Origin of the sequence: Bacteroides sp. 1_1_30 (assembly GCF_020982715.1) — a bacterium.
GTDB classification, from domain to species: Bacteria; Bacteroidota; Bacteroidia; order Bacteroidales; family Bacteroidaceae; genus Bacteroides; species Bacteroides xylanisolvens.
The window spans coordinates 94,566-117,878 of record NZ_JAJKHN010000003.1 but is presented as its reverse complement, the minus strand read 5'-3'; the positions used below and the strand labels follow the sequence as shown (position 1 = coordinate 117,878).

Sequence of the window (23,313 nt, the reverse complement as noted above, 5' to 3'; positions counted from 1 at the left end):
GGTGGCGGAATTGGTAGACGCGCACGTTTCAGGTGCGTGTGTCGAGAGGCATGCAGGTTCGAGTCCTGTTCTGGGCACCCATCTTTCAGAATTCTGAATGACGAAATTTAGTTTGCGGAAATAGCTCAGTTGGTAGAGCATAACCTTGCCAAGGTTAGGGTCGCGAGTTCGAGTCTCGTTTTCCGCTCCATATAGACATAAGGTTGTCAGTCGATAAGATTGGCAACCTTTTTTTATTTATGATTGATGAATTCTGATTTATATATGGTTGAATAATCGTTTAATATTGGACTTTATTAGAAGTTTATCGGACGATTTTATCGATAGATTGAATAGAAAAACGTAATTTTGCAAACGAAAAAATCAATGTACTCCCCCCCAAAAAAGAGCGTCATTGATTCACACAGACCTTTAATTAATTTAACTATTTGTGATATGTTAACACAGATCATTAATGCACGCATCCTGACGCCTCAAGGTTGGCTGAAGGATGGGTCAGTTCTTATTCGCGATAACAAAATTCTGGAAGTAACCAATTGTGACCTTGCCATTATCGGAGCCAAACTGATTGATGCCAAAGGAATGTATATTGTTCCGGGCGGTGTAGAAATCCATGTTCACGGTGGCGGTGGAAGAGACTTTATGGAAGGCACCGAAGAGGCTTTCCGGACAGCAATCAAGGCTCACATGCAGCATGGTACCACCAGTATTTTTCCTACCCTTTCTTCTTCTACCATTCCGATGATCCGTGCAGCTGCGGCAACTACTGAAAAAATGATGGCGGAGCCCAATAGCCCTGTACTCGGACTCCATCTGGAAGGACATTATTTCAATATGGACATGGCAGGCGGACAGATTCCGGAAAATATCAAAGATCCCGATCCCGAAGAATATATTCCGTTATTGGAAGAAACACGCTGTATCAAACGTTGGGATGCCGCACCGGAACTTCCCGGAGCCATGCAATTCGGTAAATATATCACGGCAAAAGGTGTTCTGGCTTCGGTAGGACATACCCAGGCAGAATTTGAGGATATACAGACGGCTTATGAGGCGGGATATACGCATGCCACTCATTTTTATAACGCGATGCCCGGTTTCCATAAACGGAAAGAGTACAAGTATGAAGGTACAGTAGAAAGTATTTATCTGATTGATGATATGACAGTGGAAGTGGTGGCTGATGGTATTCATGTACCTCCGACGATCTTGCGTCTTGTCTATAAGATAAAAGGAGTGGAACGCACTTGCCTGATAACGGATGCGTTGGCTTGTGCCGCCAGTGATAGCCAGGTTGCCTTTGACCCGCGTGTGATTATTGAGGATGGAGTCTGTAAGTTGGCAGACCATTCAGCCTTGGCCGGGAGTGTTGCAACGATGGATCGTTTGATTCGTACCATGGTGCAAAAGGCGGAAATTCCTTTGGAAGATGCCATAAGAATGGCTTCCGAAACTCCTGCCCGGATTATGGGAGTGCTCGACCGTAAAGGAACGCTGGAGCGTGGCAAGGATGCTGATATAATTGCCTTGGACAGAGACCTGAATGTGAGAGCTGTATGGGCAATGGGAGAACTGGTGGAAGGCACCAACAAACTGTTTTAAATCTAATAAATAACAAAGACTATGTTGACTCAAATAATAAACGGAAGAATACTTACCCCGCAAGGCTGGTTGAAAGATGGTTCCGTATTGATTTGTGATGGAAAAATATTAGAGGTAACTAATAGTGATTTAGCGGTTATCGGTGCAACGGTTATTGATGCCAGAGGGATGACGATAGTGCCCGGATTCGTAAGTATGCATGCACATGGAGGTGGTGGGCATGATTATACGGAAGCAACGGAAGAGGCTTTCCGCACCGCAACCAATGCACATCTGAAACATGGTGCTACCGGTATATTTCCTACTTTGTCCTCTACTTCATTCGAAAGAATCTACCAGGCAGTCGATGTATGTGAGCACTTGATGAAAGAGAAGGATTCTCCGATTCTTGGTCTGCATATCGAAGGCCCATATCTGAATCCGAAGATGGCGGGTACGCAGTATGACGGTTTTCTGAAAACTCCGGATGAAAATGAATATATTCCTTTGTTGGAGCGTACGTCTTGTATCAGACGTTGGGATATTAGTCCCGAACTGCCCGGTGCACATGATTTTGCAAAGTATACCCGTTCGAAAGGAATTATGACTGCTGTTACACATACCGAAGCCGAATATGATGAAATTAAAGCTGCATTTGCAGTAGGATTTTCTCATGCTGCTCATTTCTATAATGCGATGCCGGGTTTCCATAAACGTCGTGAATATAAATATGAGGGTACAGTGGAAAGTGTGTATCTGACGGATGGAATGACTGTGGAAGTGATTGCGGACGGTATTCACTTGCCTGCCACTATCCTGAAACTGGTTTATAAGTTGAAAGGCGTGGAGAATACCTGCCTTGTTACCGATGCTTTGGCATATGCCGCTTATGAAGGGAATGAACCGATTGATCCTCGCTATATCATAGAGGATGGCGTATGCAAGATGGCGGATCATTCTGCGTTGGCCGGTAGTTTGGCTACAATGGATGTGTTGGTTCGCACTATGGTAAAGAAAGCGAATATTCCTTTGGAAGATGCCGTGCGTATGGCTTCTGAAACTCCTGCCCGTTTAATTGGAGTGAGTGATCGTAAAGGGGCGTTAGCAAAGGGTAAGGATGCCGATATTGTGATTCTTGACAAAGAACTGAATGTACGTTGCGTATGGTCAATGGGAAAGATCGTTCCGGGAACTGATAATCTGTTGCATAAATAACCATTGAAAGGGAAGATGCCGTCCGGAGACTTCCTAAAAGAAAAATGCCCTTTACTAAGAACTAAACTGAATCCCAAAAGTTGGATACAAAATTTTAGGAGTTCAGTTTAGTTCTAGTAAGGGGCATTTTATAAGATCAAGGCTTTTCAGCCTCTTATTATAACAGCAAATGTTCTGTATTATATCAAAAGCTCGGTAGTTTATCAGTCTATCGTCATAAGGAACTTTCCGGACTTTCGATATTTTTCTATTCTGAAAGTAAACTGGTTTCTATTAATTCTTTCAATTGGGCTTTATTCATAGTGCCTAATTTCATTGCCGGTTTGCCGTTCAACGGGCAAAGTAACAGATTGGGAATGGTACGAATCTTAAATGCGCTTTCCAGTTCCGGTTCCTGATCGACGTCCACTTTATAAATATCTAATTTACCTTCGTATTCTTTTGCCAATTGGTCTAATATAGGCGATAATGCTTTGCAATAGACACACCAGGGTGCATGAAAATCGACCAGGCAAGGTTTATTCCCTTTGAAGTTCCAACTGTCAGGATAAGACTGATAATCTGCTACTTTTTCTACAAAACTATCTTTGGTTAAATTTATTATTTTCATATATCCTATTTTTTAATGATTCGTTTTATTTTCTCTCCTGCAAAGATAGGGGAGTTGGAATGAAAGAAGGCTGGCCATTTTTCCTGTTGTATTTACAATTCTTCCTTTATGGCTCTTTTCTAATCAAATTCTAATCTGATATGAGAGGCTTATAATCGTTTTTTTCCGTCTCTCCGGTTGCAGAATTGTAATTTTGCTGCGACAACTACGATAAGGTAATAAAGATAAATATAGTAATGAACAGAGTATTTCTAATTTCTTTTTTTCTTCTGCTGACAGGAGGAATATGTGCGCAACAGGCTACCACAGGAACATTAACGCTGAAAGAGGCGGAACAACGTTTCTTGGAACGTAACTTATCGCTGATAGCCGAACGGTATAACATCGATATGGCACAGGCACAAGTGCTGCAAGCCAGGTTATTTGAGAATCCGGTCATCTCGCTGGAACAGAATGTCTATAACCGCTTGAACGGAAAATATTTTGATTTTGGTAAGGAGGGTGAAACGGTTGTGGAGGTTGAACAGGTCATTCGCCTTGCCGGACAGCGAAATAAGCAGATAAAGCTGGAAAAAATCAATAAGGAAATAGCGGAATATCAGTTTGAAGAGGTGATGAGAACACTCCGTCAGGAGTTGAATGAGAAGTTTGTGCAAATCTATTTTCTTTCGAAATCTATATCCATCTACGAGAAAGAAGTGAACTCTCTGCAAGAACTGCTTGCCGGAATGAAGCTGCAACAGGAGAAAGGGAATATCTCATTGATGGAAATGTCTCGTTTGGAATCGATGTTATTTTCTTTGAAGAAAGAGAAGAACGAACGGGAAAATGAGTTGCTGACTCTTAGAGGAGAACTGAATGTCTTGTTAAATCTTCCGGGAGATACTGCGGTTAAGTTATCACTGGACGAAGAGGTGTTGAAGCAATTGGATTTGTCTCAATTATCGTTTGCTGATTTGAAAGCGATGGTGAATGAACGTCCCGACTTGAAGATTGCCAGGAGTACGGTAAGCGCTTCTCGTGCCAATCTGAAATTGCAGAAATCAATGGCATTTCCGGAGTTCTCGGTGAAAGGGAACTATGACCGTGCCGGAAACTTTATCAATAACTATTTTGCGGTAGGAGTGAGCTTGTCAGTACCTATTTTCAATCGCAATCAGGGAAATATAAAGGCGGCCCGTTTTAGTATTCAACAGGCAGGAGCGGAACAGGAAAATGCTGCTAATCGTGCAGATATGGAACTTTATACCGCTTATGCTTCACTGGAAAAAGCAGTTCAGCTTTACCAATCTACCAATATGGATTTGGAACGTAACTTTGAGAAACTGATAACAGGAGTGAATGAAAACTTTACCAAGCGGAATATCAGCTTGCTGGAGTTTATCGATTACTATGACAGTTATAAGGAAACCTGTATTCAGTTGCATGAAATAAAGAAAGATGTTTTCCTCGCGATGGAAAACCTGAATACAACTATCGGGCAAAATATATTGAACTACTAATATTCATAAATTATCAAAGACTATGAACTGGAATAAATTCCTTCCTTGCATATTGCTTACTACCGTATTGGGAGCATGCTCCGGTAAAGGAGAACAACCGAATGTTGAACCGACTGCTTTATGCCTGACAGATAGCTTGTTGAGAATTGTATCTGTCGATACGGTTCACGTTCAAGAAGTGATTGATGAACTGACATTGAACGGACGGGTCACTTTTAATGAAAATCAGGTAGCACATGTATATCCGATGTTTGGAGGCACGGTGACGGAACTGAAAGCAGAAATAGGAGATTATGTTCGTAAAGGAGATGTACTGGCAGTCATCCGCAGTGGAGAAGTGGCGGACTATGAAAAACAATTGAAAGAAGCGGAACAACAATTATTGCTCGCCCGTAGAAATATGGATGCTACGCAGGATATGTATAACTCCGGCATGGCTTCGGATAAAGATGTGCTTCAGGCAAAGCAGGAGTTGACGAGTGCCGAAGCCGAAGAAAGAAGGATAAAGGAAGTCTTTTCCATTTATAATTTCTCCGGAAATGCTTATTATCAGTTGAAATCACCTGTTTCGGGCTTTATTGTGGAGAAACAAATCAGCAGGGATATGCAGTTGCGTCCTGATCAGAGTGAAGAGTTGTTCACGATTTCGGGGTTGTCGGACGTATGGGTGATGGCAGATGTGTATGAAAGCGATATCAGTAAAGTTTCTGAAGGTGCTTCTGTACGCATTTCTACATTGGCCTATCCGGATAAGATGTTTGCCGGCACTATTGATAAGGTATATCATTTGCTGAATAGCGAAAGTAAAACAATGAATGTCCGTATCAAATTAAAGAATGAAGAGTATCTGTTGAAGCCGGGGATGTTTACGAATGTAAGTGTGAAGTGCAAGGCAGATGGAACCTCCATGCCTCGTATCGATTCTCATGCGTTGGTGTTTGAAGGAGGTAAAAATTATGTTGTTGTAGTAGAGCCGGATCAGCGTTTGCAGGTGAAAGAGGTAGATGTATACAAACAGTTGAGCAAGGAGTGCTATATCCGTTCCGGGCTTTCCGAGGGGGATAGGGTGCTGAATAATAATGTATTGTTGGTATATAATGCGTTGAATGCAGATTAAAAACAGAAAATAGTATGCACAAATTCATAGATAATATAGTGGCTTTCTCGCTGAAGAATAAGTTCTTTATTTTCTTCTGTACAGCGATTGCCGTTATAGCCGGAGCTGTTTCTTTTAAACATACTCCGATAGATGCTTTCCCGGATGTGACGAATACGAAAGTCACAATTATCACGCAATGGCCGGGACGTAGTGCGGAAGAGGTAGAGAAGTTTATCACCATTCCTGTTGAGATTGCCATGAATCCTGTTCAGAAGAAAACGGATATTCGTTCTACCACTCTTTTCGGACTTTCTGTAATCAATGTGATGTTCGAAGATCGTGTGGATGATTTCACCGCCCGTCAACAGGTATATAATTTATTGAATGACGCCGATCTTCCTGACGGGGTTACTCCGGAGGTGCAACCGTTATATGGCCCGACGGGAGAAATATTCCGTTATACACTCCGTAGTGATAAACGTAGTGTGCGGGAGCTGAAAACAATCCAGGATTGGGTGATCGAGCGTAACCTTCGTTCGGTATCCGGCGTAGCGGATATTGTGAGCTTCGGCGGAGAGGTGAAAACATTTGAGGTAAGCGTGAATCCTCACCAGTTGATTAACTATGGAATTACTTCTTTGGAACTTTATGACGCGATAGCCAAAAGTAACATCAATGTAGGAGGAGATGTCATAACCAAGAGTTCGCAAGCTTATGTTGTTCGTGGAATTGGTCTGATTAACGACTTGGAAGAATTGAGAAACATCGTAGTGAAAAACATCAACGGTACTCCGATTTTGGTGAAGAATCTTGCCGATGTACACGAATCCTGTTTGCCCCGTCTCGGCCAGGTAGGACGAATGGATGAAGATGATGTGGTACAAGGCATTGTAGTCATGCGGAAAGGGGAGAATCCGGGCGAGGTGATTGCAAACCTGAAAGATAAAATAGAAGACTTGAATCAGAATATACTTCCGAAAGATGTGAAAATCGTGTCATTCTATGACCGGGAGGATTTGGTGAATCTGGCGGTAAAGACGGTGACACATAATCTGATCGAAGGAATTTTATTGGTTACGTTTATTGTATTGATTTTTATGGCAGATTGGCGGACTACCGTGATTGTTGCTGTCGTTATCCCATTAGCCCTTCTATTCGCTTTTATCTGTTTACGGGCGATGGGAATGTCCGCCAATCTGCTTTCTATGGGAGCCATTGACTTCGGTATCATTATTGATGGGGCAGTGGTGATGGTGGAAGGAGTGTTTGTGGCTTTGGACAAGAAAGCAAGGCAAGTAGGAATGCCGGCATTTAATGTCATGTCCAAAATGGGATTGATCCGTAACACCGCAAAAGATAAGGCGAAAGCAGTTTTCTTCTCCAAATTGATTATCATAACCGCGTTGATTCCTATCTTCTCTTTCCAGAAGGTAGAAGGAAAGATGTTCTCTCCTTTAGCCTATACGCTGGGTTTTGCACTATTGGGAGCTTTGATCTTTACGCTGACCCTGGTGCCGGTAATGTCTTCTATGCTGTTGAAGAAGAATGTTCGTGAGAAGAATAATCGTTTTGTCCGTTTTGTCAATAGAAAATGTACGGCTTTTTTTGATTTATTCTATGCGCACAGAAAACTGACTATTGGACTGGCAACGGTCATAGCAGGTGTCGGATTATGGCTTTTCTCTTTCTTGGGTACGGAGTTTCTTCCACAGTTGAATGAGGGGTCTATCTATATTCGTGCCACCTTGCCACAAAGCATTTCGCTGGATGAATCGGTGACGCTTGCCAATAAAATGAGAAGGAAGCTATTAACGTTTTCGGAAGTACGTCAAGTCCTGTCACAGACCGGACGACCGAATGACGGAACAGATGCTACCGGATTCTATAATATCGAGTTTCACGTTGATATATACCCTGAAAAGGAATGGGAGAGTAAACTGACTAAAATGGAACTGATCGATAAAATGCAGGAGGATTTATCCATTTACCCCGGCATTGACTTCAATTTCTCACAGCCGATTACCGATAATGTGGAGGAAGCCGCTTCCGGCGTGAAAGGATCTATTGCGGTGAAGGTGTTTGGTAAAGACTTGTATGAGTCGGAGAAATATGCGGTGCAGATTGAGAAAATCCTGGGCACGGTTCAAGGAATTGAAGACTTGGGTGTGATTCGGAATATCGGTCAGCCGGAACTTCGTATAGAGTTGAATGAAGGTCAGTTGGCGCGTTATGGCGTTGCTAAAGAAGATGTGCAATCGATTATCGAGATGGCGATTGGCGGAAAATCGGCTTCATTATTGTATGAGGACGAACGGAAATTCAATATCATGGTAAGGTATAGCGAACAATTCCGCCAGAATGAAGAAGAAATAGGTAAGATACTGGTTCCGGCAATGGATGGCACAATGATGCCTATCAAGGAACTGGCGGATATAACGACCATTACGGGACCATTACTTATTTTCCGTGATAATCATGCACGATTCTGTGCAGTGAAATTCTCGGTGAGAGGCCGTGACATGGGTACGGCAGTTGCCGAGGCACAGAAAAAGGTAAATGCATCCGTACATCTGCCGGCAGGATATTCGCTGAAATGGACAGGTGATTTCGAGAACCAGCAACGTGCCACGAAACGCTTGGCACAAGTGGTTCCCATCAGTATTGCTATCATCTTTATCATCCTGTTTATTCTGTTCTCTAATGCGCGGGATGCCGGACTGGTATTGCTGAATGTGCCATTTGCCGCTGTGGGGGGTATTGTAGCCCTTCTGATAACACGATTCAACTTCTCCATTTCTGCAGGTATCGGTTTCATAGCCTTGTTCGGTATTTGTATTCAGAACGGCGTGATTATGATTTCCGACATCAAAGCGAATCTGAAACTGGGTTCTCCTTTGGAAGAGGCTACGAAAGAAGGAGTACGCTCACGCATTCGCCCTGTGATTATGACGGCGGCAATGGCGGCCATCGGTTTGTTGCCTGCTGCCATGAGTCATGGAATTGGTTCGGAATCACAGCGTCCGTTGGCGATTGTTATTATCGGCGGATTGATAGGAGCGACTTTCTTTGCCTTGTTTGTCTTTCCTCTCATCGTAGAAGTGGTATATGAACGAATGTTATATGATAAAAACGGAAAGTTATTGCAAAGACGTATTTAGTTCATTTCTATTCTGTGGAAAAAACGTTCATAGATTAAATTTGTAGTTTTCAGTAGGTAGAGTGAGAAAGGGATAAAAGAAGGGTGAATTAAAAAATCACCCGTACTTTTGTTCCTTTTTCTATTTCTGAAGATATATCTAGCTTTCCATGATAAGCAGAAATGATTTTCAAAGTCAGACTAAGTCCGATACCTTGTCCGGCATAATCCCGGGTGTTACTACCTCGATAGAAAGACTGGAAAATATGCTCTATTTCTTCTTGCGGAATACCGATTCCCTGATCTTCCACCTCAAGAATGACTTGTTGCTGTTCCCGATAGAGAGCCACATTTACTTCCTTATCGGAGTATTTACATGCGTTATCAATTATATTTTTCAATGCTATCTTTAACAGATAAGGATTAGCCTTAACAACAGCTTGTTGTTCTGTTGCTTCCAAGTGGAGACGGATTCTTTCATTAGAACCGGTCAACCCTTTCAATATATCAGATAGAATGATCTCTTCCACATTATTTTTCAGGAGTTCTTCTTCCTGTCGCGAAAGAAAAAGAAGGTGGCGGATCAGACTGGACAACCGTTTGCTTTCCGAAGAAATTCGTTGCAGGGATTCAATGTATTCTCCGGTACTTCTTTCTTTGAGCAGACTGATTTCACATTCTCCCTGAATAGCAGTAATCGGATTGTTCAACTCGTGCGAAGCATGGCTTACAAAGGATTTCTCTGCCTTGAAAGCACTATCCAGGCGATCGAGCATATTATTTAGTGTTTTTATCATGTCCTCCAGCTCGTCATTATTTCCGGTAGTCTTTAACCTACGATTCAGACTGTTGGCCCGTATTCTTTTCAACTCCTTTAATATGTGTTGCAGCGGAACCAAAATACGACCGGAATATATTTTCCCGATGAAAAAGATCAGGATGGAACTGGCTAAAACAAGGAAAATGGAAAGTAACAACAGATGTTCCTTGATTTCTGTTCCGTAGGCATTCCGGGACATGACAAGTACGATGAAATTCCCTTCATTATCCGGATAATAAAGGGCGGCTCCCAACTGATCCTTATATTTAAAAGAAAAAGGAATACTGTCTTTCCCTGCCAGTAGAAGTGTTTGCTGGTGTTGCGTGAGATACTTATTCAACGTATCACGCACTTCAGAAAGACTATCCATGTTGAGAAGAATCTCATGAGCTTCGGGCAGAAGTTCATCATATTTGCGTTGGATAATCTGGTAACTCTGTTCGTCTACTTCATCCTTTTCCCAGTGCTTCTGTGCAGTCAGGTAGGCTTTCTCACGCAGGTAGGAAGCATAGAGCTTATTGATATACTGTGTACTGAAAATATAAAATACAGCAATGATAATGACAGTCGTCAACACGCTGATTAACGTATAGAAAAGAGCTATTTTGGAACCTATTTTCATAGCCGGGATAGTTGGTGAGTTTAAGTATTCATGATATATCCTAATCCTACGACTGTGTGAATCAGCTTTTTATCAAAGTCACGGTCTATCTTTACCCGGAGATAGTTTACATAAACATCTACGATATTGGTATTGGTATCAAAATTCTTGTCCCACACATCTTTGAGTAGGGTGATACGTGAGAGCGCAACCCCTTGATGAGTCATGAAATATTCGAGCAGACGATATTCCTTGACAGTAAGATCAATATCTATATTGCCTCTTTTAGCTCTTCGGGTATTGCAATCCAATATCAGATTATCACAAGTCAGCAGATTGGAGGTTACTTCTTTATTGCGTCTTAACAAGGCTTTGATGCGTGCCTCCAGTTCTTGGAAACTGAAAGGCTTGACGAGATAATCATCTGCTCCCGCATCCAGTCCTTTGACGATATCTTCCGTTGTACCCAAGGCTGTCAGCATGATCACAGGAGACTGGTACCCAAACGTCTGCCGATAAAGCTGGCAAAGTTCCAAACCGTTTATTTTCGGCATGATAATGTCCAGTATCAAAAGGTCGAAAGGTTCGTCCTGAAGGATTTTCCAACCAGCGTTTCCGTCATGACAGACGGTTACCGTATGTCCGAACTCTTTTAACCCCCGTTCAATGAAAGAGGCGATGTTTATTTCATCTTCAACTAATAATATCTTTGCCATCATTCAGATTGTTTATGCGCAAAGATACTTTTTTCCTGGCATCTGAAGAAAGAAATTCGCCCTACATTTAAGTGTTTCTCCTTTTTGAGTTGTACTGTTTTTCTGAAATAGCAAGGATACTTATCGCGCTATCCGGGATAATTATCCCTTTGCTTCCTGATACATAAAGCGTTTGATTGACTTTTTCGCAGTCTTTTCAAATTCCTCGAAATGGATCTTTATCTTGCTTATTTGAGAATAGTTAGGAAGCTGTTGATTCAACTCGATACGGTTTTGTTCCATCACTTTCTGAATATCCGTCTGCTGCAATCCATGAGCGAAAGCGTCATCGAAATCCGGATAAATCATTGCTACCAGCTTTTCATGCTGTAAGACAATCAGTGATTCCGCAACATACGGCATATTATTCAGCTTGCTTTCAATTTCTTCCGGATAGATGTTCTGTCCGCTAGAGGTGAGAAGCAGGTTTTTGCTACGTCCGCGAACTGTTACGTAACCTTCTTCATCCAACGTGCCGAGGTCACCGGTATGCAGCCAGCCGTTAGCATCAATAATTTGCGCGGTAGCTTCCGGATTTTTGTAATATCCCAGCATCATGTTCATTCCTCTACATACGATTTCTCCGGCATGCGTTTCCGGGTCCGGCGAGTCAATACGAACTTCCATTCGGCTGGTTGCCTTTCCGCAAGAAGCAAGTTTCAGCGTTTCCCAACGACTGGAGCAAATGATAGGACCACATTCAGTCATACCGTAAGCGATTGTATAGGGGAATCCTATCTTTTTAAGGAAGGCCTCAACTTCAGCATTGAAAGGAGCGCCTCCGATAATAATCTCGTCAAAGTTTCCACCGAAGATTTCCATGGCGGCCTGCCGTGCCAGCGATTTGATTTTATCATTCACGATAGGCACTTTAAGCAATAACTTACCGATTGTGCTGTCTACTTTAGGAAGAATATCTTTTTTAATAATCTTTTCCACAATCAATGGCACACAAGAGATCACTCTTGGCTTGATTTCAGAGAAAGATTGAGAAATAATTTTCGGAGACGGCATGCGCGTCAGGAAATAGATGTGCGCACCTGCAGAAAATCCGTAAAGGAAATCATATACCATACCGAACACATGCCCCATAGGCAGCATGGAAACGATATGATCGCCCGGTTTAACAGGAAGCATCTCGAAGCAGTAAGCCACATTCGACCAAAGACTGCGATAGGGGAGCATCACTCCTTTAGAGTAACCTGTGGTGCCGGAAGTATAATTGATAATAGCCAGTTCTTCAGGATGATCCTTTCGGTAGCAAATATGTTCCGGGCGGAAGTTCTTGGGATATTGTCGACCATATATTGCATTCCGGTGTTCAAAAGCATAAGTGAGTTTCTCGTTGCGTGATACTAATGGTGAGAAATCTGTTAGTAAAGCAATACCCTCTAATAAAGGCATGGCGTCCTCATTCAAATTTTCCCAGGCTTGGTCACCGACAAAAAGTAATTTGGCTTCGGAATGGTTGACGATATTATGAATATTATCTGCCTTGAATTCATGCAAAATAGGAACAATAACGGCTCCATAAGTAATCGTTGCCAGGAAAGTAACCGCCCAATGAGCACTGTTACGTCCGCAAACGGCAATTTTATCTCCCGGCTGGATGCCGGCACTTTCCAAGACAATGTGAAATTTAGCGATTTTACGCGCTACATCCTTATATTGAAGGGTAATTCCTTTATAGTCAGTTAAGGCATCCTTGTCCCAGTTTTTGATGATGCTTTGCTCAATATAATCAATGAACTGATGTTCTTGTTCCATTCGATTTTTGCACATTTAGTTTAAAACTGCGCAAAATTAATACTTCGCTGATGTAAACCGAATTTTAAATTCAAGTTTTACGGTTAATTAACGGAGGGGAATGAACAATTTTTACGGCTTGCTAAGGCGTTTTCGTGTTTCTTCCTTAAAACTAGTCTGTTGGCCTATTTAAAACATTTCGTCTCCACGCATGAATAAGAAACGAGTGTCTTGTAGGGACAAGAGGCTTCATGCGTGGAGACGAATCAGTTATAGTGATAGAATCAATCTTTTCGGATGTTAGTCAGAATCAGTCTCTTCTTCTTTGGATTTTTCGGAGATGAGCAGCAGTTTATCTCCTTCATGCAGTTTCAGTGTTCCGTTGGGAATCAGGAACTCATCTCCGCGCTTCACAATCATTACCAGCGTGCCTTTCGGGAGATTCATATCTTTCAATGTATCTGCTTCTTCCAGCATACTTTTAGTAATAGTCATATCACTAAGATCAGAGTCTATTTCTTCCGGGAGTTCCACTCCGAAATCATTTCCTGTTTTTTCCAGTGGTTTGGAAAGATTCAAGATCCGGGCTACGAAAGAAATCGTTGTTCCCTGTACCACCAATGACACGATGGTAATAAAGAAAACAATGTTGAAGATGAGGTTCGAACCCTCTACGCCCGCCACTACCGGATAGGTGGCAAAGATAATAGGAACTGCACCGCGCAATCCTACCCAAGAGACGAAAATACGTGATTTCATCGTAATTTTCCGGAATGGAAGCAAACAAAGGAATACGCTTAACGGTCGGCCGATAATAATCATAAAGACACCAATCAACAATGCCACAGCAGCTACTTCCAACATCTCGTGCGGATTGACAAGCAATCCCAGGCAAAGGAACATGATGATTTGAAACAACCAGGTCAGTCCGTCCATAAAGGTGTAGATATCCTTACGGTGCATGATTTTATTGTTTCCCACCATGATACCAGCGATATATACGGCAAGGTATCCGTTACCTTTCAGTAAGTCGGTGATGGAGAAAGTGAAAAATACAAATGCAAGTAATAAGATAGGATATAAGGCCTGATTGTCAATATTGAGCTTATTCAACATTCGGATTGCGAGCTTTCCGAGTACATATCCGGCAGCCGCACCGACGATAAACTGGATGGCAAAAGAGCCTACGATAGCTCCGACTCCCATACCAGACGATTGAATAAACTGTATCAGGACAATGGTAAGCATATAGGCCATCGGGTCATTACTTCCGCTCTCCAGTTCCAGCATGGGACGGAGGTTGTGCTTTAAATTCATCTTCTGTGAACGGAGAATGGCGAACACCGAAGCCGAGTCCGTAGACGACATGGTAGAGGCCAAAAGCAGGGAAGTGGTGATAGGTAAATAAATATTAGACCAGCTCATACCTGATATCCACCAGATAAAGAGCCCGGTGAAAAGAGCTGTGAGCAGTACTCCGACAGTGGAAAGCACGATACCGGGACCTAAAATAGGTTTGATTTCTCTGAATTTCGTATCCATACCTCCCGAGAAAAGGATAATGCTAAGAGCGACCATACCGATAAACTGCGCGTCTTTCGCGTCGTGGAATTGCAGGCCGAGGCCGTCACTTCCAAACAACATTCCTACTACGAGGAACAATAATAAGGTAGGTACTCCAAAGCGATATCCGGTTTTTCCAACAACAATGCTGACGAAAAGTAAGATAGAACCGATAAGTAGGGTGTTTTCTGCTGTAAATATCATAGGCAATATATTATAAAGTTATAAAATTGTCGTTTTAATTCTCACCGTGCGAAGTTACACATTATTAACAACAAATAAAACCCCTTTTTAGATGTATTTTTGTGAAAAAAGGGAGTTAAATTGTCTAAAAAGACTAATTTTGCAGAGATTAATCTACATTATACTTATGGATTCAAATAATCTTACACCTTTGAGGAAAGGGGTGGTGGGGGTACAATTCTTGTTTGTGGCTTTCGGAGCTACGGTACTCGTGCCGTTATTGGTAGGGCTCGATCCTTCGACAGCTCTGTTTACAGCAGGTATTGGTACGCTTATCTTTCATGCCGTTACGCGTGGAAAGGTTCCTATCTTTTTGGGGAGTAGTTTCGCATTTATTGCGCCTATCATTAAAGCGACAGAACTTTATGGGCTGCCCGGCGCTTTATCCGGCATGGTTGGAGTTGCATTAGTTTACTTTGTGATGAGTGCGCTTGTCAAATGGCAGGGAGTGCGGGTGATTGAACGGTTGTTTCCTCCTGTTGTCATAGGACCTGTCATTATTCTGATAGGTTTATCATTGGCGGGAACAGGAGTGAATATGGCAAAAGAGAACTGGGTGCTGGCTCTCCTTTCATTGGTGACTGCGGTTGTTGTTTCGATGAAAGCTAAAGGACTTTTGAAGCTGATACCTATTTTCTGTGGAATTGTAGTGGGGTATCTGGCTGCATGGCTCTTCTATGGTTTGGATTTGTCCGGTGTCAGAGATGCCGCTTGGATTGGATTGCCGCAGTTTGTCTTTCCTAAATTCTCATGGGAGCCGGTGTTATTTATGATTCCGGTAGCTATTGCTCCGGTGATAGAGCATATTGGTGATGTCTATGTGGTGAATACGGTTACGGGAAAAGATTTCGTGAAAGACCCGGGATTGCACCGCACCTTATTGGGGGATGGTCTGGCTTGTTTCTGTGCCGGATTGCTGGGTGGGCCTCCTGTGACTACCTATTCGGAAGTGACAGGAGCCATGTCATTGACAAAGATTACCAATCCGCAAGTGATCCGAATAGCTGCCATCTCTGCTATCTTATTCTCCGTTATTGGTAAAATCAGCGCATTACTAAGATCCATACCTAGTGCGGTACTGGGTGGCATTATGCTGTTGCTTTTCGGGACGATTGCCTGTGCGGGTATTGGTAATCTTGTGAATAACTGTATTGATTTGAGCCGTACAAGAAATATCGTTATCGTGTCTTTGACACTGACTGTCGGGATTGGTGGCGCTGCTTTTAGCTGGGGTGATTTTTCTTTGTCCGGTATCGGATTGGCAGCTTTGGTAGGAGTAGTTCTCAATTTGATATTGCCCAAAGAAGATTAAAAAAGGAAGCCGGTATTCGAGAAGAAAGAATAAACGCTGGATTCCCGATTATATATAAAAAAGATAGTGACGGTATATGATGGAAATAGTGACGGTATCATTACCGTATAGCGTCACTATCCTTATCATATACCGTCACTATCTTTTAGAAGGAAATTTGCCTGTAAAATACCCTTCTGTTCCCTTATCATTTATGATAGAAACTTCACAATATCTTCATCCACTGTACTGATACCTCCGATCCCAAATTGCTCGATCAATACGTTCTTTACATTCGGTGAAAGGAAAGCGGGAAGAGTAGGTCCTAAATGAATATGTTTCACTCCTAAAGCCAGCAATGCCAATAAAACAATGACCGCCTTTTGTTCGTACCATGCAATGTTGTATACGATAGGTAACTGATTCACATCGTCCAACCCGAAGATTTCTTTCAGTTTTAGAGCGATTACAGCCAGTGAGTAACTGTCGTTACATTGTCCCGCATCCAATACTCTCGGAATACCGTTGATATCACCTAAAGCTAATTTATTGTATCTGTACTTGGCGCAACCTGCCGTAAGAATCACTGTATCACCGGGTAGCTTTTGAGCAAATTCCGTATAATATTCACGGCTCTTCATACGTCCGTCGCATCCTGCCATTACAAAGAACTTACGGATGGCTCCACTTTTCACGGCATCCACCACTTTATCCGCTAAAGCCGTCACCTGTGCATGAGCGAATCCACCGATGAGTGTTCCGTTTTCGATGGCTACGGGTGGCTGGCATTGTTTAGCATGAGCAATCAGGGCAGAAAAATCTTTCGGTTTTCCATCTTTGCGTTCGGGGATATAATGCGCGCCTTCCAGACCGCAGGCTCCTGTGATGTAAATGCGGTCTTTGTAGCTGGCATTCGCACGTGGCGGAACAATACAGTTACTTGTAAACAGGATCGGACCGTTGAAACTTTCAAATTCCTCTTTTTGTTTCCACCAGGCATTTCCGTAGTTTCCTGCCAGATGCTTATACTTCTTTAGTTGAGGATAATAGTGCGCAGGCAGCATTTCACTGTGCGTATATACATCTATCCCTGTACCTTCCGTTTGCTCCAGCAACTCTTCGAGGTCTTTTAAATCATGTCCGCTTATCAATATACCCGGATGATTACGGACACCAAGATTCACTTGTGAGATTTCCGGATTACCGTAACTGCTCGTATTTGCCTTGTCTAGCTGTGCCATTGCTGATACTCCATGTTTTCCTGTTTCTAGCGTTAATTGAACCAATTCTTCCACAGTAATATCATTGCGGGTCAATTCGGACAATGCGTGCTGCATGAAAGCAAATATCTCCGGTGACTGATAGCCCAGGTTATGCGCATGCTCTACATAGGCAGCCATTCCTTTCAGACCATAGTGTACGAGTTCTTTTAGTGAGCGTATATCCTCGTTGGGCGTGCGAAGCACACCGACCGTTTTTGATTTTTCTTCAAACTCCTCTTCATTTCCATCCCAAAGACATTCGTCAGGAGCATTCTCGATCTTTACCTTACCGGCAAGTTCCTTTTTCAGTTTCAGTCCTTCTTTGATTTTTTCGGTGATCGCTACTTTATCAAAATTGGCGTTAGTGATGGTGATGAACAAAGCATCATAGATAAATTTGTCTGCTTGTTCGGAAGACTGTCCCTCTTTACGCAGATGTTCGTTGTAGACAGCAATTCCACGTACTACAAAAAGCAGCAGGTCTTGCAGGTTAGCCACTTCGGAAGTTTTACCGCATACACCTTTTAAGGTACAACCCGTACCCATTGCGGTTTCTTGACATTGATAACAGAACATACTCATAACTTTTACGTTTTTAATTAGTCCAACAGTTTATTTATTGAACGCAAAAGTAGAGGAAAGGTTTCAGGTGATTCTGTAACCAATGTTACAACAATGAATATTTTATCTCAAATACTCACAATTAGATAAATGATTTTTAAATCGGAGCATTATTGGATGAGCCGGACCAGTTCTTCTTTCTGTAAGATAGTGATATGTTTACGATCCGCTATCAATAGTCCGTCTTCCTGCATGTGTGCCAGTTCGCGGGCGAGGGAAGGGCGGGACACTCCGAAGTAATCACTCAACTCCTGTTGCGAACGGTCGAGGGTGATATGTGTCTGTTGTTGCTGTTTGTACAGGCGGAGCAGGTAGGAGGCAAGTTTCTGACGAATGGTCTTGAATGACATGAAGAAAAGTTTATCTGATAAAGTCCGTGCATAATTGGCGGAGAGATTCATATAGTTTTCCAAAAACTGCTCGTTCTTGCGGAACAAACTCAAAACACTTGGTTTAGGAAGCTCGATCACCTCTGTCGGTTCATTGGCAGTTACCTCCACCGGATAGCGGTTCTGCTCACCAAACAGGAACAGGGGGGGCAATCGCTTTGGGAGCAGTTATATCTTCCACCTTGATAAGACGTCCCGAATAGTCAATCATTTCCCCACGCACACTTCCTTTGGTCAGGATGACAAGACGGTTGCACACATCTCCCTGTCGCGCCAGGATTTCTCCTTTCTTATAAGAACGTGTATGAAAACTGATCTCTTCCAGATCGGCAAGAAGTCTTTCCGGAGTGATTCCACGGAATAGCGGATTATTGACTAGTGTAGGTATCATATATCAATCGTTATTTGAATTTTAAAATAAACGTTGTCTCTTTCTCTCGTAGTAACGTAAGGCTTCCTCCTGAAAGGCGCATGATTTGGCGGGAGATACTAAGTCCGATTCCGCTACCGCCTTCTTTGGTCGTAAAGAAAGGAATGAAGATATGTTCTGCTATTTCCGCTGGGATTTCGGGACCATTGTTTTTTATCTCAATCCATATTTCTTCCATGTCATTGCAGGACGCCTTCAACTCAATTCTCCCATCCGGCTGATTGCCGATTGCTTGAATTGCGTTCTTTAAAAGATTGATAACTACCTGTGAAATAAGATTCTCATCTGCATATACGATTAAGTCCGTAGGAGTAATCTCTGTGTGGAAACGGATATGCTCACATGGATGCTGATGACAGGCAAGTTCAACCATTCTTTCTATGAATGCTTTCACATAGAACAAGGAGGGTTCCGGTGTCGGTATGCGTGTGAATTGCCGGTATGATTCTACAAAGGCAAGCAACCCTTTTCCCGTCGTACTGATTGTTTGTAATCCGTGATTCATCTCTTCGTCTTTATCCGCTGATATTGAAAGAAGCGTATCGCAAAGGGAAGTGATGGGAGTCACAGAGTTCATGATCTCATGTGTCAGTACCCGTGTCAGCCGGATCCATGAATCTATTTCTTTTTCATCCAGTTCGGTATTGATATCATTCAGGGCAAGGATGCGCAGATGCTCTTTGCGTACATTGATTTCCGACACACGGATGGATAAGTTAATCGTTCCCCGTTCATTGTGAAATATGACTTGTAGTTTGTCCCCCGGGCGACAGTTCTCTATTTTCTCCATAAGCTGCGCATCCACTTGACTTAACTGGCGGATATGTGTAAACACATTCAGCCCTAAAATACGGAGTGCTTCTTTGTTCTTCTGATAAACGGCTCCATTGTCATTGAGCACTACTAATCCTGTACTGACAAAGTCGAGAATCAGTTCGTAGTATTTCTCTTGCTGGGCTGTTTCAGCTTTCACGCTATATAAGATATGTCCCACGCGGTTGAGCGCCCGGTTTATTTCTTTGCTCTCGGGAGTACCGTTTTCTTCGGTAAAATGAAATGTATTATCATTATTCTCGAGCGCATCAATCATAAAAAGCACCTGTTTGGTGTGGAGGCGATAAAGGCGGATTTGCCAAAGTATGCTAAGAACCAATAGACAAAGACTGCCCCCTAACCAACCGTATGATTGATGTATACCGAACCACACGGACGATATACAGAAAAGTGCCGTCAGCAAGACTCTGAACCAATATTGAACACCTACTTGTTGAAGCTGCACTGTCATAATCCGAACTTTTTCATCTTGTTATAAAGAGTCTGCCTGGTTATTCCCAGTTGGGCGGCTACTGCCGATAAGTTTCCTGCACAAGTGTCGAGCGCTTTCCGTATCATCTGCATTTCCATCTCTTCCAGCGTAGAAATACTTTTCTCCTGACTCTCCGTCCGTGGAATGGATAATTGGAATAATTCGGCAGGAACGAGCGGACTGTCATTGATGATAACGGCCTTTTCAATCACGTGTTCCAGTTCACGGATATTACCATACCAAAGGTGTGCTTTCAATTTATCTTTAGCGTCGGGAGTGAACTTCATCAATGTCTTGTCATATTGTTTGCAAAAGCGTACCATGAACCTTTCGGCCAATGGAATAATATCTTCTTTCCGTTCCCGCAAAGGAGGAATCTCTACATGAATGGTATTGATGCGATAGAGCAAATCTTCCCGGAATTCACCTTTCACTACCATCTCTTGCAGATTCCGGTTGGTTGCGCATATCAGTCGGATATGAATGGGAATCGGCGTGTTGCTTCCCACTCTCACAATGCTTCGTCGTTGGAGGACGGTCAGTAGCTTTGCTTGCAGGTGGTAAGGCAGGTTGCCTATTTCATCGAGAAACAGCGTACTATTATCGGCAGCCTCAAATTTGCCGGTCCGGTCGGTGTGTGCGTCGGTGAAAGAACCTTTAACGTGTCCGAAAAGCTCACTTTCAAATAAAGACTCTGTGATAGTCCCCATATCCACTGCAATCATTTCTTTGTATTTGCGGTTGGAAAGGAGATGAATCTCCCGTGCCAGCATTTCTTTCCCCGTTCCGTTTTCGCCTGTTATCAGGATATTGGCGTCGGTGATGGCTACCTTTTCAATTAATGTGCGGAGTTGTTGCATCACTTTGCTTTCTCCCCAGTACATAGGTGAGTGGGTGGTTTCTTCTTTGCTGCCCGTTTTCTTGTCGTTGTGCGTAGAAGCTGCTGCGGTTTGCAGGGTTTCCACTAGTTTTTGGTTATCCCAAGGCTTGACGATAAAGTCGGTTGCTCCTTCTTTAATCCCCCGGATAGCCAGTTCGATGTCGGCATAAGCCGTAAAAAGTACGACCGGAAGTTCTGGACGTACTTTCTTTATTTCATGCAACCAGAATAAACCCTCATTGCCGGTGTTGATGCCTGATGTGAAATTCATATCCAGCAGAATTACTTCCGGTGTTTCTTCCCTTATGACACTGGACAGGGTGACAGGAGAGGAGAGTGTGACAATCTTGGAAAAATAATTTTTCAGAAGGATTTGTACGGCAGTCAATACTCCTTTATTATCGTCTACAATGATGATTGTTCCTGATTTACTCATTTTCGTTTAAGTTTGTAAAGCGCAAACTTACGAAAAAGTGAGTTATAAATCATAATTCATAAATCATAAATTCTTTTATAACCACTGGAACTTCAATCCGAATGATAAACTAAGATAATCACGGGGACGGAGATAGCTATTGTTTACTGCACTGATAACATACAGGTCGCACGTACTTATTTCATAGAAAAAAGTCACCGACTTGGCTAAAAATCTACGTTGCGGATCAATATCGTATGTCAACCGTTGTCCCATGAAAACATGAAAACGTACTTTGCTGGAGAAACCATAGTAACCTTTCGGATAACGTTCCGGCTCATTCACCCAAAACTGGTCGCCAAACACGGTATTCACATAAAGCCCGCAGGTAAGAGGTTCCGTAGAGAAGCCCTTTCCGATATTAATGCTCCAGGGCATATAGTTCTGCTTGAGCGTCATGGTTACTTTGGCCTTCTTTGACGAATATTTCGGTATAAATCCGAGCAATATATCCGTTTCCCACTGATTATGTTTCCCGTAATCCCATCCCGTACCGAAAGAAAGCAATCCCATGTTTCCGGCATACTGTATTTTGGAGTGCGTCGGGATAATCCGTTCCCAGTGACTGCGGAAACGGTGAATCCGGTTATCGTAACGACTGTGTTTCACCTGCTTCGGTGTAACCGGCAATACAGAGTCCGCTCTGATGATCGTAAATATAGAATCTCCTGTGCGAAAAGTGATAATTGAATCATCTTTGATAATGAAACGGAGTGAATCATCCTTGTACGAGTTGATGATTGTATCTGCTTTACAAGTAGCTGAAATCAGACCGGGAAGTAACAGAAGTACGGATAATACTCCTGCGCGCAAGATATAGTTAGTATTTAACCAGTTCATATTCATATTTTTCCGGGGTTATTGTAAATACCAGATAAGTACGGAGATCCATGCAATCACTGGTAACATAATGTATTCCATCATCAAAAATCACGTCATCCTGAAAGTGATGTGTGTGGGCAGCTGTACAAAACTGTATTCCCGGGTATTGTTTGACATAATGTTGGAATACTTTTGCCACATTATCATTGAATACATCTGTGTAGGGGCGTGCGTGCATACTAATGACCGTTTTTTTGAATTCATCCTGTCTGTTCGTTAACTCTTGTTCCATAAAGGTGAAGTTTGGCACCGGTTCAGAGTAGTCATACTCCAATGCATTGGTGTTCAGGCAGACAAATTTCACATTACCTGCGATGAAAGAAAAGTTGGTGGGACCGAATACCGCCTTGTATGTTTCTGCTCCCGTCCCCAAACAATCATGGTTGCCGATAAGGACTACATAAGGCACGTTAAGTCCGTTCATGATATCCCTTTGCCAGAGAAACTCTTTGGTTAGTCCGAAGTCACTCATATCCCCTCCGTGAATAACGAAGTCGATATCATTCCGTTTATTAATCTCTTTCACGAAATCTTCCGTTTCATCGTACCATCGTTGTGAGTCGCCCATAGTCACAAAGCGTATGGTCGTTTTACCTTGGCAGTTTGCCTCTATTCTTTCGATATTATGTGCGTTGACCTCTGTTTCGCCGCTGATACGGACGTCGTATGGATGGTAATCTATCATGCCGCATCCGGAAAGTAAAAAGCACGATAAGAATACATATACACTCTTTCTCATCATAATTATTTTGTTTATAGTCTAGAAAACTAAATACAAAGATAAAGTTTTCTATTTGGATGGACAATCGGCTAACAGGCAAATAGGACTCTTTGAACAATAAATGGGAGATATGGAACAGTATCGATTTGTCTAATAATTAGACGGTCCTGTCTAATTATTAGACA

The 23,313-nt window shown here is 42.6% G+C and carries 16 protein-coding genes, 1 tRNA gene and 1 pseudogene; 7 read left to right on the top strand and 11 right to left on the bottom strand.

Annotation, left to right across the window (positions count from 1 at the left end; all coding sequences use genetic code 11):
• Nucleotides 1-114: 114 nt before the first annotated feature.
• The 3 genes from LPH68_RS01500 to nagA (LPH68_RS01490) all read left to right on the top strand — a co-directional run bounded on the left by LPH68_RS01500 (nt 115) and on the right by nagA (LPH68_RS01490) (nt 2,796).
• Nucleotides 115-190 (top strand) — tRNA-Gly (locus tag LPH68_RS01500).
• 245 nt (nt 191-435) lie between these two features.
• Nucleotides 436-1,602: an N-acetylglucosamine-6-phosphate deacetylase gene (nagA, locus tag LPH68_RS01495; protein WP_087318728.1), complete on the top strand. Its 1,167-nt coding sequence runs from the start codon at nt 436-438 to the stop codon at nt 1,600-1,602.
• Between the two features lie 21 nt (nt 1,603-1,623).
• Complete coding sequence (gene nagA, locus LPH68_RS01490) at nt 1,624-2,796, top strand: N-acetylglucosamine-6-phosphate deacetylase (RefSeq protein ID WP_009039517.1); 1,173 nt, start codon at nt 1,624-1,626, stop codon at nt 2,794-2,796.
• Between the two features lie 247 nt (nt 2,797-3,043).
• Here nagA (LPH68_RS01490) and LPH68_RS01485 read toward each other — a convergent pair whose 3' ends face one another.
• Nucleotides 3,044-3,406, bottom strand: a complete 363-nt coding sequence (locus tag LPH68_RS01485; RefSeq protein ID WP_117683488.1) for a co-chaperone YbbN — start codon at nt 3,404-3,406, stop codon at nt 3,044-3,046.
• A gap of 236 nt (nt 3,407-3,642) precedes the next feature.
• Between LPH68_RS01485 and LPH68_RS01480 the strand changes: the two genes are divergently transcribed.
• Genes LPH68_RS01480 through LPH68_RS01470 form a run of 3 tightly spaced genes read left to right on the top strand, consistent with a single transcriptional unit; the run spans nt 3,643 to nt 9,165 of the window.
• Nucleotides 3,643-4,908: a TolC family protein gene (locus LPH68_RS01480; RefSeq protein WP_120145117.1), complete on the top strand. Its 1,266-nt coding sequence runs from the start codon at nt 3,643-3,645 to the stop codon at nt 4,906-4,908.
• Nucleotides 4,909-4,930: 22 nt separating this feature from the next.
• A complete protein-coding gene (locus LPH68_RS01475) occupies nt 4,931-6,025 on the top strand; it encodes an efflux RND transporter periplasmic adaptor subunit (RefSeq protein ID WP_151923349.1) in 1,095 nt (364 codons plus the stop codon).
• A gap of 14 nt (nt 6,026-6,039) precedes the next feature.
• On the top strand, nt 6,040-9,165 hold the full coding sequence (locus tag LPH68_RS01470) for an efflux RND transporter permease subunit (RefSeq protein ID WP_151923350.1): 3,126 nt from the start codon (nt 6,040-6,042) through the stop codon (nt 9,163-9,165).
• Between the two features lie 88 nt (nt 9,166-9,253).
• Here the strand turns inward: LPH68_RS01470 and LPH68_RS01465 are convergent, their stop codons facing one another.
• The 4 genes from LPH68_RS01465 to LPH68_RS01450 form a co-directional block, all read right to left on the bottom strand.
• Nucleotides 9,254-10,585, bottom strand: a complete 1,332-nt coding sequence (locus tag LPH68_RS01465) for a HAMP domain-containing sensor histidine kinase (protein ID WP_151923351.1) — start codon at nt 10,583-10,585, stop codon at nt 9,254-9,256.
• Nucleotides 10,586-10,605: 20 nt separating this feature from the next.
• Nucleotides 10,606-11,280 (bottom strand): response regulator transcription factor, encoded by a 675-nt coding sequence (locus tag LPH68_RS01460; protein ID WP_151923352.1) that lies wholly within the window; start codon nt 11,278-11,280, stop codon nt 10,606-10,608.
• 141 nt (nt 11,281-11,421) lie between these two features.
• Nucleotides 11,422-13,086 (bottom strand): long-chain fatty acid--CoA ligase, encoded by a 1,665-nt coding sequence (locus LPH68_RS01455; RefSeq protein ID WP_004316977.1) that lies wholly within the window; start codon nt 13,084-13,086, stop codon nt 11,422-11,424.
• Nucleotides 13,087-13,365: 279 nt separating this feature from the next.
• Nucleotides 13,366-14,832 (bottom strand): potassium/proton antiporter, encoded by a 1,467-nt coding sequence (locus tag LPH68_RS01450; RefSeq protein WP_049702674.1) that lies wholly within the window; start codon nt 14,830-14,832, stop codon nt 13,366-13,368.
• A gap of 166 nt (nt 14,833-14,998) precedes the next feature.
• On the opposite strand from LPH68_RS01450, the gene LPH68_RS01445 reads away from it, so the two are divergent.
• Nucleotides 14,999-16,183 (top strand): uracil-xanthine permease family protein, encoded by a 1,185-nt coding sequence (locus LPH68_RS01445; RefSeq protein WP_117809602.1) that lies wholly within the window; start codon nt 14,999-15,001, stop codon nt 16,181-16,183.
• A 191-nt stretch (nt 16,184-16,374) separates the two neighbouring features.
• Here LPH68_RS01445 and hcp read toward each other — a convergent pair whose 3' ends face one another.
• From hcp to LPH68_RS01415, 6 genes and pseudogenes are all read right to left on the bottom strand, one after another.
• Nucleotides 16,375-18,006, bottom strand: coding sequence for a hydroxylamine reductase (hcp, locus tag LPH68_RS01440; protein WP_162613001.1), 1,632 nt, complete (start codon nt 18,004-18,006; stop codon nt 16,375-16,377).
• Between the two features lie 149 nt (nt 18,007-18,155).
• Nucleotides 18,156-18,825 (bottom strand): annotated as a pseudogene (locus LPH68_RS01435) (Crp/Fnr family transcriptional regulator).
• 10 nt (nt 18,826-18,835) lie between these two features.
• Complete coding sequence (locus tag LPH68_RS01430; RefSeq protein WP_151923353.1) at nt 18,836-20,149, bottom strand: PAS domain-containing sensor histidine kinase; 1,314 nt, start codon at nt 20,147-20,149, stop codon at nt 18,836-18,838.
• A complete protein-coding gene (locus LPH68_RS01425; RefSeq protein ID WP_151923354.1) occupies nt 20,146-21,486 on the bottom strand; it encodes a sigma-54 dependent transcriptional regulator in 1,341 nt (446 codons plus the stop codon). Before LPH68_RS01425 ends, LPH68_RS01430 begins: the two co-directional genes overlap by 4 nt.
• 75 nt (nt 21,487-21,561) lie before the next feature.
• Nucleotides 21,562-22,365 (bottom strand): hypothetical protein, encoded by an 804-nt coding sequence (locus tag LPH68_RS01420; protein WP_008017978.1) that lies wholly within the window; start codon nt 22,363-22,365, stop codon nt 21,562-21,564.
• Nucleotides 22,346-23,149 (bottom strand): metallophosphoesterase, encoded by an 804-nt coding sequence (locus tag LPH68_RS01415; protein WP_008022631.1) that lies wholly within the window; start codon nt 23,147-23,149, stop codon nt 22,346-22,348. Before LPH68_RS01415 ends, LPH68_RS01420 begins: the two co-directional genes overlap by 20 nt.
• Between the last annotated feature and the right edge of the window lie 164 nt (nt 23,150-23,313).